The organism is Limimaricola hongkongensis DSM 17492 (genome assembly GCF_000600975.2).
Lineage (GTDB): Bacteria > Pseudomonadota > Alphaproteobacteria > Rhodobacterales > Rhodobacteraceae > Limimaricola > Limimaricola hongkongensis.
Genome location: NZ_KK088653.1, coordinates 943,429 through 959,099 on the forward strand (window position 1 = coordinate 943,429; position 15,671 = coordinate 959,099).

General features: G+C 63.1%; 13 protein-coding genes and 1 pseudogene. 8 read left to right on the plus strand and 6 right to left on the minus strand.

From position 1 onward, the window contains the following. The first annotated feature begins 61 nt into the window (after positions 1–61). A complete protein-coding gene (locus LOKHON_RS14960) occupies positions 62–1,261 on the plus strand; it encodes an efflux RND transporter periplasmic adaptor subunit (RefSeq protein WP_017927494.1) in 1,200 nt (399 codons plus the stop codon). Then, positions 1,258–4,404, plus strand: a complete 3,147-nt coding sequence (locus LOKHON_RS14965; RefSeq protein ID WP_017927495.1) for an efflux RND transporter permease subunit — start codon at positions 1,258–1,260, stop codon at positions 4,402–4,404. The genes LOKHON_RS14960 and LOKHON_RS14965 overlap by 4 nt, the downstream gene beginning before the upstream one ends. A gap of 391 nt (positions 4,405–4,795) precedes the next feature. Here the strand turns inward: LOKHON_RS14965 and LOKHON_RS14970 are convergent, their stop codons facing one another. The 3 genes from LOKHON_RS14970 to LOKHON_RS14980 all read right to left on the minus strand — a co-directional run bounded on the left by LOKHON_RS14970 (position 4,796) and on the right by LOKHON_RS14980 (position 7,665). Further along, entirely contained in the window at positions 4,796–6,061 is a 1,266-nt protein-coding gene (locus tag LOKHON_RS14970) for a TRAP transporter large permease (RefSeq protein ID WP_017927496.1), read from the minus strand. After that, positions 6,058–6,579, minus strand: a complete 522-nt coding sequence (locus tag LOKHON_RS14975) for a TRAP transporter small permease (RefSeq protein ID WP_017927497.1) — start codon at positions 6,577–6,579, stop codon at positions 6,058–6,060. Before LOKHON_RS14975 ends, LOKHON_RS14970 begins: the two co-directional genes overlap by 4 nt. A gap of 66 nt (positions 6,580–6,645) precedes the next feature. Beyond that, complete coding sequence (locus tag LOKHON_RS14980; RefSeq protein ID WP_017927498.1) at positions 6,646–7,665, minus strand: DctP family TRAP transporter solute-binding subunit; 1,020 nt, start codon at positions 7,663–7,665, stop codon at positions 6,646–6,648. Positions 7,666–7,870: 205 nt separating this feature from the next. Between LOKHON_RS14980 and LOKHON_RS14985 the strand changes: the two genes are divergently transcribed. The 4 genes from LOKHON_RS14985 to kce are packed head-to-tail and all read left to right on the plus strand — an operon-like array spanning position 7,871 to position 11,285. Beyond that, positions 7,871–8,608: a GntR family transcriptional regulator gene (locus tag LOKHON_RS14985; RefSeq protein ID WP_017927499.1), complete on the plus strand. Its 738-nt coding sequence runs from the start codon at positions 7,871–7,873 to the stop codon at positions 8,606–8,608. A 2-nt stretch (positions 8,609–8,610) separates the two neighbouring features. Next, positions 8,611–9,387, plus strand: coding sequence for an SDR family oxidoreductase (locus tag LOKHON_RS14990; protein WP_017927500.1), 777 nt, complete (start codon positions 8,611–8,613; stop codon positions 9,385–9,387). 3 nt (positions 9,388–9,390) lie between these two features. Beyond that, positions 9,391–10,332, plus strand: coding sequence for a 3-hydroxyacyl-CoA dehydrogenase (locus LOKHON_RS14995; RefSeq protein ID WP_017927501.1), 942 nt, complete (start codon positions 9,391–9,393; stop codon positions 10,330–10,332). Between the two features lie 20 nt (positions 10,333–10,352). Further along, positions 10,353–11,285, plus strand: a complete 933-nt coding sequence (gene kce, locus LOKHON_RS15000; RefSeq protein ID WP_017927502.1) for a 3,5-dioxohexanoate:acetyl-CoA acetone transferase — start codon at positions 10,353–10,355, stop codon at positions 11,283–11,285. A gap of 31 nt (positions 11,286–11,316) precedes the next feature. Here kce and LOKHON_RS16535 read toward each other — a convergent pair. The 3 genes and pseudogenes from LOKHON_RS16535 to LOKHON_RS15010 all read right to left on the minus strand — a co-directional run. Further along, positions 11,317–11,768 (minus strand): annotated as a pseudogene (locus tag LOKHON_RS16535) (IS3 family transposase); the annotation flags it as partial. A 759-nt stretch (positions 11,769–12,527) separates the two neighbouring features. After that, positions 12,528–12,953, minus strand: a complete 426-nt coding sequence (locus LOKHON_RS15005) for a hypothetical protein (protein WP_017927503.1) — start codon at positions 12,951–12,953, stop codon at positions 12,528–12,530. Beyond that, positions 12,946–13,329, minus strand: a complete 384-nt coding sequence (locus LOKHON_RS15010) for a hypothetical protein (RefSeq protein ID WP_017927504.1) — start codon at positions 13,327–13,329, stop codon at positions 12,946–12,948. Before LOKHON_RS15010 ends, LOKHON_RS15005 begins: the two co-directional genes overlap by 8 nt. 498 nt (positions 13,330–13,827) lie before the next feature. Between LOKHON_RS15010 and LOKHON_RS15015 the strand changes: the two genes are divergently transcribed. Both LOKHON_RS15015 and LOKHON_RS15020 read left to right on the plus strand, forming a co-directional pair. Further along, positions 13,828–14,451 carry a Cap15 family cyclic dinucleotide receptor domain-containing protein gene (locus tag LOKHON_RS15015; RefSeq protein ID WP_017927505.1) on the plus strand — a complete coding sequence of 208 codons (624 nt, stop codon included), beginning with the start codon at positions 13,828–13,830 and terminating at the stop codon, positions 14,449–14,451. Next, positions 14,451–15,554, plus strand: a complete 1,104-nt coding sequence (locus tag LOKHON_RS15020) for a nucleotidyltransferase-like protein (protein WP_017927506.1) — start codon at positions 14,451–14,453, stop codon at positions 15,552–15,554. The genes LOKHON_RS15015 and LOKHON_RS15020 overlap by 1 nt, the downstream gene beginning before the upstream one ends. The last annotated feature ends 117 nt before the right edge of the window (positions 15,555–15,671 follow it).

Genomic DNA, 15,671 nt, shown 5'->3' on the forward strand with positions numbered 1-15,671 from the left:
GCCGCCGCCGCCCAACTCAATGCGACCGTTCCGTTTCGGAACGGCACCCGGAGATCTCATCATGACCACCTCTCCCGAAGAGGGCCCCGCGCCTCTCACCTTCGACAGCGATGTCGGCTCCTACCGGTCCAAGCTCGTGGCGGGCGGCCTCGTTCTGGCGCTCGTCGGCTGGATGGGCAGCGGTTTCGTCCTGCCCTCCGAGCCGGGGGACGAGGCGGTCGCGGCCGAGCACGCAAGCAGCGCCTCGCACCGTGTGGCTGTCGCCGTGCAGGAGTCGACCGCCCGAACCGTGGCGCAGGTCTTTGCCGCCGAAGGACAGGCGCTGGCCGAGCGCGATACGCAGATCCTTGCCGAGACCGGCGGCCAGATCTCGGGGGTGCCGCTCCGGCGCGGAGACGAGGTCAAGGCAGGCGACGTGATCGCGCGGTTCGAGACGGCACGGGGCGACGCCGACCTCAAGCGGGCGCAGGAAGAACGCAACCGCGCCCAGCGCGAGTTCGACAACGCGCAGACGCTGCTGGAACGGGGCACCTCGACGGTGGATCGCGTGGCACAGGCCCGCTCGACGCTCGCGGCCGCCGAGGCCGCCGTGACGGCGGCCGAGGAGGCGCTCGCCGACACCATCGTGCGCGCGCCCTTCGACGGGCGGATCGAGGCGCTGGAGGTCGAGCAGGGCGAGTTCGTCAACGCGGGCGCGCAGGTGGCGCGCATCGTCGACAACACGCCGCTCAGGATCGCGATCCAGATCCCGCAGCAGCAGCTGTCGCAGATCGAGGCCGGGCAGGTGGCGCAGGTCGCGTTCATCACCGGGGAGACGGCGGAGGGCGAGGTCCGCTTCGTCGGGCGCAGCGCCGACGCGCAGACCCGCACCTTCACCGCCGAGATCGAGGTGCCCAACGCCGATGGCGCGATCCCGGCCGGGATCAGCGCGCAGGTCCGCATCGCCACCGGCGAACAGGTCGCGCATTTCGTCTCGCCCGCGATCCTGTCGCTCGGCACCGACGGCACGCTCGGCATCAAGACGGTCGACGACGAGGACCGGGTGGCCTTCCGGGAAATCGAGATCATACGGGCGCAGACCGACGGCATCTGGATCGGCGGGCTGCCCGAGACGGCGCGGATCATCAGCGTCGGCCAGGGCTTCGTCAATGATGGCGAGCTGGTCGATGCGCGCGCCGACGAAGAGGCGGCGCCGCAGGCCGGTCCCGCGCCCGTGGTGCTTGGGGCCTCCGAGGCTCCCGCGGAAGGCGGGATCCAATGAACGGGCTGATCGACGCGGCCTTCAGCCGCACCCGCACCGTCATTCTCGCGCTGATCGCGATCCTGAGCGTCGGCGCGCTGTCCTATGTCTCGATCCCCAAGGAAAGCTCGCCCGAGATCCCGATCCCGGTGGTCTATGTCTTCACCACGCTCGAAGGCATCTCGCCGCAGGATGCCGAGCGGCTGCTGGTCGAACCGATGGAGACCGAGTTCGGGGCGCTGACGGGGCTCAAGAAAATGGAAGCCTCGGCGCGCGAGGGCCACGCCTCGGTGATGCTGGAGTTCGAACCGGGCTTCGACGCCGACGAGGCGCTCGATAGCGTGCGCGAGGCCGCCGACCGCGCCTCGGGCGAGCTGCCCGATGACGCGAGCGACATCACGGTGACCGAGACCAACACCGCGCTGTTTCCGATCCTCACCGCGATCCTGTCGGGCCCGGTGCCCGAGCGGACGCTGAACCAGCTTGCCGAAGACCTTCAGGACCGGATCGAGGGCCTGGGCGGCGTGCTCGAGGTCGATGTCGCCGGCTCGCGCACCGAGCTTCTGGAGGTGCTGATCGATCCGACGATCTTCGAGACCTACAACCTGTCCTTCGAAGAGCTGATCGGCCAGATCAGCCGCAACAACCGCCTGATCGCCGCCGGCGCCATCGAGAACGGCGCGGGCCGCATCGTGCTCAAGGTGCCGGGGCTGATCTCGGACATCGAGGATGTCATGGCGCTGCCCGTGAAGGTGCGCGGCGACACCGTCGTCACCTTCGGCGACGTCGCCACGATCCGCCGCACCTTTGCCGACCCGTCGGGCTTTGCCCGGATCGACGGCCAGCCTGCGCTGGCGCTCGAGGTCAAGAAACGGACTGGCTCGAACGTCATCGACACCGTGGCGCAGGTGAAGCAGGTCGTCGCCGAGGCGCGGGCCGGCTGGCCCGACAGCGTCGACATCAACTACATGCAGGACGAGAGCAAGCAGGTGAAGACCATGCTCTCGGATCTCGAGGCCAACGTCATCGCCGCCGTGATCCTGGTGATGATCGTCATCGTCTGGGCGCTGGGCATCCGCTCGGCGCTGCTCGTTGGCCTGTCGATCCCCGGCGCGTTCCTCGCGGGGGTCACGGCCCTGATGGTCATGGGGTTCACCATGAACCTCGTGGTGCTGTTCTCGCTCATCCTCGTGGTCGGCATGCTGGTCGACGGGGCCATCGTCACGACCGAGCTGGCCGACCGCCAGCTGCAGGAGGGCGCCGCGCCGAAACAGGCCTATGCCTTCGCGGCCAAGCGCATGGCCTGGCCGATCATCGCCTCGACCGCCACCACGCTGTCGGTGTTCTTCCCGCTGCTGTTCTGGTCCGGCACGGTGGGCGAATTCATGAAATTCCTGCCGATCACGGTGATCCTGACATTGGCGGCATCGCTGTTCATGGCGTTGATCTTCATTCCCGTCATGGGCGGGATCATCGGCAAGCGGCCGCCGCAATCGGCCGCCGACAAGGCCACGTTGCACGCCGCCGAAACGGGCGATCCGCGCCGTCTCAGGGGGCTCACCGGCGGCTATGTCCGTCTGCTGGAAAAGGCGATCCTGCGGCCCTGGGCCACGCTGATGTTCGCCTTTGCCTTCCTGCTCGCGGGCTTTGGCGCCTATGGCCAGTTCGGCAATGGCGTCAGCTTCTTTCCCTCGGTCGAGCCCGACTTCATGCAGGTGCAGGTGCGCGCCCGCGACAATTTCTCGATCTTCGAGCGTGACCAGCTGGTGCGCCGGGTCGAGGAGCGGCTGATCGACAAGCCCGGTATCGCCTCGGTCTATGCCCGCTCCACCGCCGGGTCGGGGCAGGGCGACGAGGAGACCATCGGCACGATCCAGCTCGAGCTGACCGAGTGGGACACGCGCCGCAGCGCCGAGCTGATCGGCGAGGAGATCCGCGGCGAGATGGCCGACATCGCGGGCATCGACGTGCAGGTGCAGACCGCGTCGAGCGGGCCTTCGGCGGGCAAGCCCGTCAACATCAAGCTGCGCAGCGCCGACCCCGAGGCGCAGGCCGCGGCGGTCGAGACGATCCGCGCCGAGATGGACCGCATCGGCGGCTTTACCGACGTCACCGACACGCGCCCCTTGCCGGGCGTCGAATGGAGCATCCGCGTCAACCGCTCCGAGGCCGCGCGCTTTGGCGCCGACGTGTCGCTCCTGGGACAGGCGGTGCAGCTTTTGACCCAAGGCATCACCGTGGCCGATTACCGCCCCTCGGACGCCGACGGCTCGGTCGATATCCGGGTGCGCTTTCCCTCTGGCGAGCGCACGCTCGAAGAGCTGCAATCGCTGCGCGTGCCGACCAATGCCGGTTTGGTGCCGATCTCGAACTTCGTGACCTTCGAGCCGAGCCCGCGCACCGGCACCATCAAGCGCATCGACCAGCGCCGCGTGGTGTCGATCGAAGCCAATGTCGCGCCGGGCGTGCTGGTCAACGACCAAATCATCGCGCTGCGCGGCGCGATCGAGGGCGCGGATCTGCCAGAGACGGTCGACTGGTCGTTCGGTGGCGAGGCGCAGGATCAGGCGGACGCGATGACCTTTCTCGTCGGCGCCTTCATATCCGCGATCATCCTGATGTTCGCGATCCTGGTGACGCAGTTCAACAGCTTCTACCAGAGCTTCGTGGTGATGTCGGCGATCGTCTTTTCGGTGGCGGGGGTGCTGTTCGGCCTGCTCGTCACGGGTCGCCCCTTCGGCGTCGTCATGGGCGGCATCGGGGTGATCGCGCTGGCGGGGATCGTGGTGAACAACAACATCGTGCTGATCGACACCTATAACGACCTGAAAAAGACCGGCATGTCGCCCTACGAGGCGGCGATCCGCACCGGCGCGCAGCGCCTGCGGCCGGTGGTGCTCACCTCGGTCACCACGGCGCTGGGCCTGATGCCGATGGTGATCGGCCTGAACATCAACTTCTTCACCCGCGAGATCGTCTACGGCGCGCCGTCGACCCAGTGGTGGACCGAGCTGTCATCGGCCATCGCAGGCGGTCTCGTGGTCGCGACGGTGCTGACGCTTGTGGTGACGCCCGCCATGTTGATGCTTGGTGAAAAGAAGGGACGGCGGCACCTGCCCGCCACGCCGGTCGACGGCGGCGGCATGGCATCGGCGCGGGGATGACCCGAGCCGCGCCGGGCCGAAGCCTTGGTCCGGCGCGGCAGAACGGTCTGCGTGCAATGCGAAACGGTCGGCGGCTCATGTCGGAGGCTTGGCCGGTCGGCTCTGAGACGTTTCGTCGATGGTCTCGCCGGGACCATCGGCGATGCGCCCGGCGGCGTCGGCGCTACAACGCTGCCCTTGATGTCCGCCCCATGGCAGAAAACGCAGGTCTCGCCGCGATGGCCCGAAGTTCGCTGTCGAACACCGGAAGGGCCCAAGTGACCCAAGCCGCCCGCCTCTCCGTCGCGCCCATGATGGGCTGGAACGTTTGAGGCAGGTATGGCCGGGAAAACATGGGCTTAGGGTGCGTCGCGGCTTTCCTGGAGACAAATGGGGGTGGATCGGGGCGTCCTCACTTGAGGAAGCCCATCGAGAAGATTGGCGCGAAACTCAGGATCAGCACGTTCACGAAGACGATCACCACGAAGGGCAGGATGCGCCGGGTCATCTGCGTGACGTTCGATCCCGAGATCTGCGAGGCGACGAAGAGGTTGAGGCCCACTGGTGGCGTGAACATCCCCATGGCGAGATTGACCACCATGATGATGCCGAAGTGGATCGGATCGAAACCGAACTTGATCGCGATCGGAAGCAGGATCGGCGTGAAGATCAGGATCGCGGCCGCCGCTTCGAGGAACATGCCCACGACGAGCAGCAACAGGTTCACCAGAACGATGAACACCACCCAGCTCTCGATCGTCCCGATGGTGAACTCGGAGAGCCTCAGCGGGATCTGCAGTGACAGGATGACCCGCCCGTAGAGCCCCGCCGCCGCGATGATGCTGAGCACGACCGCCGAGGTGATGGCAGAATCCCTGAAGATCTTCGGAAGTTCGGTCACGCCCAGCTCGCGATACACGATCACGCCGACCACGAAGGCGTAGACCACGGCGACGACGGCGGCTTCGGTCGGGGTGAAGACCCCGCCATAGATCCCGCCCAGCACGAGGATCGGCATCAGGATCGCCAGCAGGCCACGTCGCAGCGCCAGCAGCAGGTCGCCACGGCCGACCGTTTCGGTCTGCACATGCGGATGGCTGCGCGCGTAGAAATAGGCGTAGATCAGCAGGGATATGGTCACGACGATGCCCGGCATGATGCCGGCGATGAACATGTCGCCCACCGACTGGTTCGCGGCGACCGCGTAAAGAATGAGCGGGATGCTGGGCGGTATGATCACGCCCAGAGCGCCCGAAGCGGCCTGGTTCGAGGCGGCGTATGGCCGGTCATATCCCTTGGCGACCATTGCCGGGATCAGGATCGAACCGACAGCGGCGGTCGTTGCCGTGCCAGAGCCGGAGATGGCCGCGAAGAACAGCGAGGTAACGATGGCCACCATCGCAAGACCGCCGGTCATCTGGCCGACCAGCGCGTTGGACAGGTCGACGAGACGGCGCGAGATGCCGCCCTGCTGCATGAGAAAGCCGGCCAGGATGAAGAAGGGGATCGCTAGCAGCGGGAACGAATTTGTCGCGCGGATCATCTCCTGGGGGACGATCAGCAGGGGCATCAGGTCGCCCTGCCAGATCGTGGCGACGGCCGCGAGGCCGAGGGCGAAGGTCACCGGGACGCCGATGACAAGGAAGATCATGAGGGTTCCGAACAGCAGGGCGGTCATGCGTCAGCCTCCTTCAGCGACGGGCGCGGGGCCAGCGGCGCGCGCAGGGCGTCCAATGCCACGGCAACCGCGTTGAGCGCGATCAAGGCAGCGCCTGCCGGCATGGCCGCATAGAGCCAGGCCATGGACACCCGTGTGCTGGGGGCGGTCTGTCCGGCCACTCTGAGTGTGATCGAGAAGCCCTCGGTCAGAAGCACGTAGGCGAAGACGAAGGAGATGATCGCGATCACCACCTTCAGGATCCGCGTGGCGCGCGGGCCGGCGATGTCGGTGAACACGTCGACCGAGATCAGCGTGCCATGGCGGTACGCATACGCGGCGCCGAGCATGGTCATCCAGATCATGGCAAAGCGCGCAACCTCCTCGGAGAAGGTGAGCGGGCTGCCCATCACGAAGCGCGCGAAAACCTGCCAGGTGATCAGCACCGTCATGACGAGCAGCAAGGCCGCAAGGAGCCAGCCGGTCCATCGGTTGATCGTATCGATCGTCCCGATCAGGGCGTTGAGGACGGTCTTCATGAAATGGGCCTCGGAAACGGGAAGGGACTCCGAGCGCGGATGCGCTCGGAGTGGCAGTGAGAGGGCTCAGTTCTGGAAGGACTGGGCTGCTTTGACGAGCTCCTCGCCGACCGTCGGGGTCCACTTCTGGATGACCGGCTGCACCTTCTCGCGGAACGGCGCGAGGTCGGGCTTGGTCACGGTCATGCCCAGTTTCTCGAGCTCCGTCATGTATTTGGCTTCGAGGTCCTGGGAGGCCTGGCGCTGAACCGGCAGCGCCACCTGCGCCGCATCGAGCAGCAGCTGCTGGTCATCCTCGGAAAGACTGTCGAACAGGCTGCCGCTCATCATGAGGGGAGCTGGCGAATAGACGTGCTGCGTGATGTTCAGATAGTCCTGCACATCGTAGAATTTGACGTCGTAGATCGTGGCCAGCGGGTTCTCCTGACTGTCCATCACGCCCTGCTGCAGCGCCGTGAACACTTCGGTCCAGGCCATCGGCGACGGGTTGACTCCGAGCGCATCCCAGGTCTCGACCTGCACCCGGCTCTCCTGCGTGCGGTGATCGATCCCCTCCAGGTCAGCGGGGGAATTGAGCGGGCGAACATTGTTCGTGTTGTGACGGAAGCCGTTCTCCATCCAGGCCAGGATCTTGACGTTGGCATTCGCCTTGAGTTCGTCGGCCAGCTTCTGGCCATGCTCGCTGTCCAGAAACCCGTGGGCGTGCTCGTAGCCGGTGAACACGTAAGGCAGATCGAACAGCATGAAGCTGTCGACGAAGCCGCCCATCGGGCCCGTCGAGGTGATACCGGCGTCGATGATGCCGAAGCTCATGCCTTCGACCACCTCGCGCTCGGCGCCCAGCGCGTTGTCGTAATGCGGACGGATCAGCAACCGGCAGTTCGAGGTTGCCGCGAGTTCCTCGCCGAATTTCAGGACGCCGATACCCTGCTGGGACTTGGCACCAAGCGGCAGGCTGACATCGAAGACCCGCTCGGCCTGATCGGGGTCGCAACCCGTCTCGCCGACATGGGTCTGCTGTGCCTGAACGCCACTGGCGAGCGCCAGGGCCGTGCTGCCTGCAAGGGCGAAAATCTTGTAGCGCATTCTCGGTTCTCCTCCCGACCCCATGGGTCTTTGCTTCATCCGGTTCGACCGGCCTCCTCCGAGCGCATCAAACCGTGATCTCACTTTTGGACGTTAGGTAACAGTCCGCTTTGCTGTCAATACGCCTTTCGACGATATCAGGGCTGGATTTGTGCCGATTTGCGTGCAAGCCTCCATGGTGAAGTCCGAAAAGTGAGATCACACTTTGCAAGAATTTTTCGCCAGCACCCCTGATGAGAGCGCGTCCCGTTCGCCGTTCAGGCCGATCGCCCTCGAAGAGGGAACGACGACGCAGGCGCAGGTCTATGCCGAGTTCCGGCGGGTTTTGATGAGCGGCTCGCTGCGCCCCGGCGAAGAGCTGAGCCTGCGCCAGCTCGCGGCGACGTTGGGAATCAGCACGACCCCGATCCGCGAGGCGCTGCGGCAGCTCGAGACCGAGGGCGGTCTCGAGATCCATGGTGGCAACCGCGTCTACCGCGTGCCGATGATCAGCTCCGCGGAGCTGGCCGAGATCCGCGACATCCGGATCAAGCTCGAGGGGATGGCGGCCGAGATGGCCGCCGAGCTGATCCGCCCGGCCCAGATGCGTCTGGTTGCCAACGCCTTCGATCTCATGCGCCGGGCGGTCGAGGCCAGGGATGCTGATCTCTATCTCGAGAACAACTGGCGTTTCCATTCGCTGATCTACCAGTCGGCCCAGCGCCCGACGCTGCTGGGAATCATCGAACGGCTCTGGCTCAGGACCGGTCCGCTGGTGCGACTGGCGATCGGGAAGGCCGGGCATCTCGACCAATCAATGGATTGCCATGAAGCGGCGCTCCGCGCCCTGCGCGACCACGATGCCGACGCGGCCCGCGAAGCGGTGGCGCGCGACATTCGCGAGGCTGCCCGCGATCTCGACGGCATTCTGGACAACACGAACACAAAAACGGGGAGGAATTGAGCATGAATTGCGTGGACAGTCTGAGACCCAGATCGGGCCTTCGGGTCATCATTACCGCCGGGGCGAACGGCATCGGCCGTTGCATCGGCGAGGCCTTCGCGGAGGCGGGGGCCCGCGTCCATATCTGCGACATCGACGGCAAAGCCCTGGATGGGGCCAGCTACGCCGAAGGCCGCAGCCTGTGCGACGTACGAGACCACGACGCCGCTGGCGCGTTCGTCTCCGGGGCGGCCGAGGCCATGGGTGGTCTGGACGTCGTGGTGAACAATGCCGGCATTGCCGGGCCGACGGCTGCGATCGACCAGATCGATTCCGATGCCTGGAAGCAGACCATCGATATCAACCTGAACGGCCAATACCACATTGCCCATCACGCCATGCCGCATCTGCGCGAGAGCCAGGGCGCGATGATCAACCTGGCCTCGGTGGCCGGTCGCCTGGCCTTCGCCTACCGCACGCCTTACGCGGCCAGCAAATGGGCGGTGGTCGGCCTGACCAAGAGCCTCGCCGCCGAGCTGGGGCCGGATGGCGTTCGGGTCAACGCTATACTGCCGGGCATCGTGCGCGGAGCTCGGATCGAGGGGGTCATTCGCGATCGCGCGGACGCGCTGGGCATCAGCTACCAGGAAATGGAGCGGCGCAACCTGGAGAAGATATCGCTGCGGCGGATGGTCGATCCCGATGAAATCGCCGCAACGGCGCTGTTTCTCTGCGCACCCGGCGGGCGCAGCATCACGGGTCAGGCGATCAGCGTCTGCGGCAACGTGGAGTCGCTGTAGCTCATGCCCAAACCAGAACGCATCGCCATCGTCGGTGCCGGTCTGATCGGTCGGGCGTGGGCCACCGTCTTCGCGCGGGCGGGGCTGGACGTGACGATCACCGACATCGACGCCGCGAGCCTCGCGGCAAGCCGGGAGCGAATCCGGGCGACGCTCGAAGATCTCCGGGACGCCGGTCTCGTCGGTGATCCCGCTGCGGTTCTTTCACGCATCCGCTGCGCGGGAGATCTCGGCGAGGCGGTGGAAACGGCCAGCTACGTGCAGGAGTGCGGCCCCGAGGACGCGGAGCTCAAGAGCCGTCTCTTTGCCGAGCTGGAGGCCAGGACCGGCCCGGACACGATCCTCGCCTCGTCGACCTCGGGCATCGTCGCCTCGAAGTTCAACGGGCAGATGCAGGACCGGTCCCGGGCCATCGTGGCGCACCCGGTCAATCCGCCCTCGCTGATCCCGCTGGTGGAGGTCGCACCGTCTCCCGACACTGCCGCCGGGATCGTCGACCGCACCATGGCCCTGATGGAACAGGTGGGGCAGTCGCCGATCCTCGTGCGCCGGGAGGTCGAGGGCTTCGTCCTTAACCGGTTGCAGGGGGCGCTGCTCAACGAGGCGCTGCGCCTGTTGCGCGATGGCGTCGCTTCGGCTGCCGACATCGACCGCACGATGCGTGACGGACTCGGTCGCCGCTGGGCCTTCATGGGCCCGTTCGAGACGATCGATCTCAACGCACCAAATGGCGCTGGCGATTATGCCCGGCGCTATGGGCCGATCTACCGCCGTCTCGACGAAGCGCGTGATGCGCAGCCCTGGACGGCGGAGGTCATCGACAGGCTGGTGGACCAGTTGCGCAGCGCCGATCCGATCGATGCGCACGAGGCACGTTGCGACCGGCGCGATCGCAGGCTGATGGCGCTGACCGCGCATCTGCAGCACGCCAGCGACCAAGACTGACAGGCAAAAGGGAGGACACCATGCCCGCGAAGAACAAGGTCATCATCACCTGCGCCGTGACCGGCGCGATTCACACCCCGTCGATGTCGAAACATCTGCCGGTGACGGCCGAGGAAATCATCGAGGCGTCGATCGCGGCTGCCGAGGCCGGTGCCTCGGTGCTGCACCTGCACGCGCGCGATCCCGAGACCGGCCGCCCGACACAGGACCCGCGCGCCTTCGAGCCGTTCCTGTCGCGGATCAAGCAGGCGACCGGCGCGGTCATCAACATCACCACGGGCGGCAGCCCGCACATGACCGTGGAAGAGCGCATGCAACCGGCGCTGACCTTCCAGCCCGAGCTGGCGTCGCTCAACATGGGGTCGATGAATTTCGGCCTTTACCCGATGCTCGACCGCTTCAAGGAATTCGCGCATGATTGGGAGCGCCAGCATCTCGAGAACAGCCGGGATCTGGTGTTCAAGAACACCTTCAGCGACATCGAGACCATCCTTGAACTCGGCAATGCCAACGGCACCCGCTTCGAGTTCGAATGCTATGACATCAGTCACCTCTACAACCTGAAACACTTCGTGGACCGTGGCATCGCCAAAGGCCCGCTCTTCGTGCAGAGCGTCTTCGGCCTTTTGGGCGGTATCGGACCGCACCCCGAGGACGTGATGCATATGCGGCGTACCGCGAACCGGCTCTTTGGTGACGATTATTGCTGGTCGGTGCTGGGGGCGGGGTCAAACCAGATGCGCATCGCCGCGCAGGCCGCGACTCTTGGCGGCAACGTTCGGGTCGGCCTGGAGGATTCGTTGTGGATCGGGCCGAAAATGCTGGCGGAATCCAACGCGCAGCAGGTGAGTAAGGCCAAGGAAATGCTGGAGAGCCTGTCGCTCGCCCCGGCAACGCCTGACGAGGCGCGCGAGATGCTTCAGCTCAAAGGCCCTGACCGCGTCGCGTTCTGATTGGCCCCATGAAGCGCCTCGTGCCTTGTGGATCAGCCCGGCGCTGTTGGGCCGCCTGCTCCAAAGGATCGAGGACGAAGCTCGTATGGGTCGTGCGGCTCATGCGCCAGCCGACGATCCGCTTGGCATAGGCGCCGATGACAAAAGCTAAGGGCCTGCCCGCCATCGGTTCCAGGGCATGGCCCGAACGAAACGAAGCCCTGCCAGGTCGCGACACAGGTGACATCGCTTACCCATAGCCGGTTGGACGCCGGCGCAGGGAACCGGCGGGTCACCTTGTCGCGCGGGCAAGGGGTGGCCTTGTCCGACCGGGTCGTCCTGATCGGCCTGACGCGAAAGGCGCCCCGTAGCCCCATCGACTTCATCAGTCGCGCCACCCGTGCATCGCGCCACGTCGAAGCCTTCCCGCTCCAGCTGGCGTCATGCCTTGCAGGCGCCGTAGACGCGGAAACCGGCATCGAACACGCGCGCAATTCGGTCTCTACTTGCGGTGCCCGGGAGATTGGGTCCGACCGACATTCCGGGGGCGGGTTTTGTTTGAATCGCCGCAGCACGGAGCAGCGCGTGGCGAAGCAGCATGCTCGAAGCGGGGGAATGGAAAGGGATATCCGCCGGAGCGGCGAACGACTGGCACGCGGGGGCAAAAAAGTGCTACACGCCGCTTTCGGTGCTACATCATGTGGCACTCGCGCGGAAACCAGCCTGAATCCGCGCGAATTCGGCGAAACACCACGAGCAAGCGATATGGAAAGCCACGTGAAATCAGATACCTCTGAGGTCATCCGGGCAGCGCGCCTGAGCGTGGCGCCGATGATGGATCGGTGAGACGTTATTTTATTCATTATATTTCAAGTGCTTAGTTTTGTTCCGCGAGCTATGTAGCACGCTTGTAGCAATGTGAGGCGATCGCAGGTCAAGAATATGCCGCCTTGCGGGGTTCCAGGACTATCACTGGCCATCCTGTCTCCGGCGATTGAGGCAGAAAAGACCATTAACCTATCGAAAATGTAAGAAAGTTGCCTTTGGGCGCGGCCAGACTCCGCGTGTAGCAGTAACTGTGTTGCGGTTGTGACCATCTTGGCAAGGGTTTTGTGCGGGGCACATGGTTCATTGGATGTTACCGGGAGAAGCGACAAATCCTCGCTGTCTCCCCGCCAGCTGCCGCTCGGACCCAATAAGCTCGGGAGCTCAAATGGTCTTCGAGCTCGCCTCGCACTCGGGCGAGACGAGCAAGGCCAGTGACTACGACCTGAGTTCAGCGACCAGTTCTTCAGCTCGAAGCAAGTTCTTCACTTCGCCGAGGCAGTGGGCCAGATCATTCAGGCGAGCTCGCAGTGCGATCAGGGTGAAGCCGTCGTTCGTGACAACCTCCTCTTCATGCCCTCCAGACATATCGCATTCATCATGAACGAAGTAGGTCGAGGTCGCTCGCTTGATACTATCTTCGAGGCTCGCCGCGAGGCCCCGAACAGCGGTGATGTCACATGTGACGATGAGTAGCCCATTCTCGATTCTTGATCGTAGGCCATGAGCCTGCCGCGACTGCTCCGCATCCAGAGCCTCGCATTCGTCAGCTTCATCGAGCATGAGTAGGGCTCCATCTCCAGCGCCGAGCGCTCTAAATATCGCTGCCTGGAGGGGGTCTGTCGGCATGGTGAGGTCATCCATTGCGGCATTCCTCGAACCGGGCGGGACACGGCATTTCCTCCGCCGATCCAGCGTCTTGGAGGGCATGCTCCAACCCCTCAACCAACAGGCAGATATCTTCGACGTAAGGCGCCGAAGGATCGAGCATGGCGAAGTAGGCAGCTTCCGGGCGCTCCATGTCGTGCACATGCTCCAGAGTAAGCAGCTCGTATAGTGCGAGGACTTCGCGCCGAAGCTTGTTGCTGAACGACGCGTCGAACCGAAGTTCGTCAATCAGCGCCTGGACCCGGCGGAGCCAGGGACGGCCGCCCAGCAGGAGGGCCGCATTCTGCAGTGCCTCGTTATTAGTTTCGATGAATTGGTGAAGGGCCGTCGAGGCCGTGGGAATATCGAACACGATGTTCTCCCGTTGAGCCCTCAGCTGGATGCCTCGGGTGACAAGTGCAGGCGCCTCCTTCCTTCTTGTGTGCGTATCTGAATCCTCACCTGGCTCTCTTTCAGGTGGTCTCCGTGCTTTGTCGGCGCTCTCGTCCAGAAGAGCGTCGAAAAGCAGGAGACCTGCCTGTATTGAAGTTGATTGTTTCGCTCGGGTCCGGGTCAGATGTTGTAGGAGATGGGCTCCATGCAACAATCGCATCCAGCTCGGACCAGTTTGCCTGGTCAGAACCCCCAGAAAGGAGCTTGATCTGAGGCGCATTCTATACCGGTCAAGGCCTTACCACGGCACGCCCCTTTGGCGAAAGTTTGAGAACAGATGGCAGTCCCGCGCCACCACAGTTGGTGCGGAAAAAGTTTCTTACCGCAAGATCTTCCGTTTCGTAGGGGTGGAATCTATCTTTGGTATGGGCGCGCTGTAGAACAGTGCGACGCGGCGGCCATGATAAGGAAGATAGGTATGGCAGACCATGAATATTCCGTTGTGGGCCATAGTCGCGCGAGAATTGGAATGTTCATCGCCGCTGTTGCAGGCGCCGTCTCAGGCGTCTTTGCTACTCTTGCTGGCCTAACGGCGACATACCTATCCAACCAACAAGTCGAGGTGCCTGACCTCATCCTCTGGCCGCTTACTGGCTCCTTCATATTTAGTGTGCTTTTTCTGATCTTTAATAAGTATATTTGGAGGGTGGTGCGACTAAGGGGCCTTGTAGGCGTGCCTGACTTTGAAGGTAGTTGGAAGGTTGTTGGGCAGTCTTATGATCCAGAGGACAACCCGAAATACGACTGGAGCGGCGTGATCGATATCACACAATGCTACGAGAAAATCACAGTTCACCTTCGGACTGAGCAGAGTTCATCGAAGAGCATTTCCGCAGCCGTAGTGAATGAGGGGCGAGCAGGGTATCGATTGATATATAGCTATGAAAATAAACCGGATGCGGGGCAGAAGGAGCTCATTTCGCACCTCGGGCACTGCGACTTTCTATTCGACGCAGATCTCAAGTCTGCAAGCGGCAACTACTTCAACGGCGGCGGACGCATGACCCACGGGAAGATGGTGCTTACCAAGGTGGCAGAATAATGGAATATAGCATTGAGGATCGACTGAAGCGCCTGAAGTCGCGCCGAATGGACGCCTCCAACGTTCCCCTTGTGAACCGAGGCTTCGTAGAGGAATATGACCGGCGCACGAACAACCAAGCTACGAGATATGCCTTGGGTGCGATGCAAGAGGTGGATTTCCGTTCGACGGAGATTTCGATTGAGGAGGCGCAAAAGGTCGAGAATGCCTTGACCGAACGGCTTTTGAAACACGGCTACCGGCCTCGGTTTCGGCTACAAGGCTCCGTGCCCATGAATACGCATATTCGCGGGGCGAGCGATGTAGATCTCCTGGAGATCCATGGAGAAACCATCACGTTCGCGGGTTCTGGCCCCAGCGCTTGCAACTATGTGGTTTCTACACGTCCAGGCACCATTGCGGATGAGGTTCTCGCAATGAGAACCGCGTCGGAGGAGGAGCTGACCACTCACTTCTGGGGGGCAAAAGTAGACAGGTCTAATGCCAAATCAATCCAGCTTTCGGAAGGTGGCTTCCGGCGTAAGGTGGATGTCGTTCCATCCCATTGGTTCGACAGTGTCGACTATCAAAGATACCAGAATGAGATTTTTCGCGGTGTCGGCGTCATAAACAAGGATACGAAAGAACGCCACCATAACTACCCTTTTCTGTTCCGGCATCACATCGACAAAAAGGGAAAGGACACCTACGGCGGTGCGAAAATGGCTATACGGTTGCTGAAGAGCCTTAGTGCAGATAGCAAAAAGGATCTAACAATCAGCAGCTACGATATTGCCAGCGTGGTGTTCCATTGCCCTTCGAATTCGATCATGCGCCATGTCGCGAGGGACTTGGCAATACTATCTGGGATCAGCGCCTTTCTCAACCAACTTGCTGTCAATCGTTCGCAAGCGGAAGCTCTTATGTCTCCAGATGGAACTCGGAAGATCTTCGACAAGAGTAAAAAATGGAATAGTTTTTTGACATTGGTCGCGAATACCTTTCAGCTCGCGCGCGAGGTAGAGCGGGAGCTTGTCGGGCCCTCTTTTCTCTTGGATCGTGATTTTAGTCAGGTTCTCAAGAGTCTGAACGAGAGTAAGATCCCCATCGTTCCTAACCACTGAACGGTCCACATAGCTGCTAAAGGTGATCACCCCCGGGAAACAATGTTTCTCGGGGGTGATGTTCCAAATCCCTGACGAGCCATGAGAATGGGGTGGGTCGGTGTGTTGGTCGTGCAA

Excerpts from the sequence above, each read along its gene's own strand:
- LOKHON_RS14960 (WP_017927494.1), top strand. The coding sequence starts at position 62 with ATGACCACCTCTCCCGAAGAGGGCCCCGCGCCTCTCACCTTCGACAGC.
- LOKHON_RS14965 (WP_017927495.1), top strand. The coding sequence starts at position 1,258 with ATGAACGGGCTGATCGACGCGGCCTTCAGCCGCACCCGCACCGTCATT.
- LOKHON_RS14970 (WP_017927496.1), bottom strand. The coding sequence starts at position 6,061 with ATGACCGCCCTGCTGTTCGGAACCCTCATGATCTTCCTTGTCATCGGC.
- LOKHON_RS14975 (WP_017927497.1), bottom strand. The coding sequence starts at position 6,579 with ATGAAGACCGTCCTCAACGCCCTGATCGGGACGATCGATACGATCAAC.
- LOKHON_RS14980 (WP_017927498.1), bottom strand. The coding sequence starts at position 7,665 with ATGCGCTACAAGATTTTCGCCCTTGCAGGCAGCACGGCCCTGGCGCTC.
- LOKHON_RS14990 (WP_017927500.1), top strand. The coding sequence starts at position 8,611 with ATGAATTGCGTGGACAGTCTGAGACCCAGATCGGGCCTTCGGGTCATC.
- LOKHON_RS14995 (WP_017927501.1), top strand. The coding sequence starts at position 9,391 with ATGCCCAAACCAGAACGCATCGCCATCGTCGGTGCCGGTCTGATCGGT.
- kce (WP_017927502.1), top strand. The coding sequence starts at position 10,353 with ATGCCCGCGAAGAACAAGGTCATCATCACCTGCGCCGTGACCGGCGCG.
- LOKHON_RS15005 (WP_017927503.1), bottom strand. The coding sequence starts at position 12,953 with ATGGATGACCTCACCATGCCGACAGACCCCCTCCAGGCAGCGATATTT.
- LOKHON_RS15015 (WP_017927505.1), top strand. The coding sequence starts at position 13,828 with ATGGCAGACCATGAATATTCCGTTGTGGGCCATAGTCGCGCGAGAATT.
- LOKHON_RS15020 (WP_017927506.1), top strand. The coding sequence starts at position 14,451 with ATGGAATATAGCATTGAGGATCGACTGAAGCGCCTGAAGTCGCGCCGA.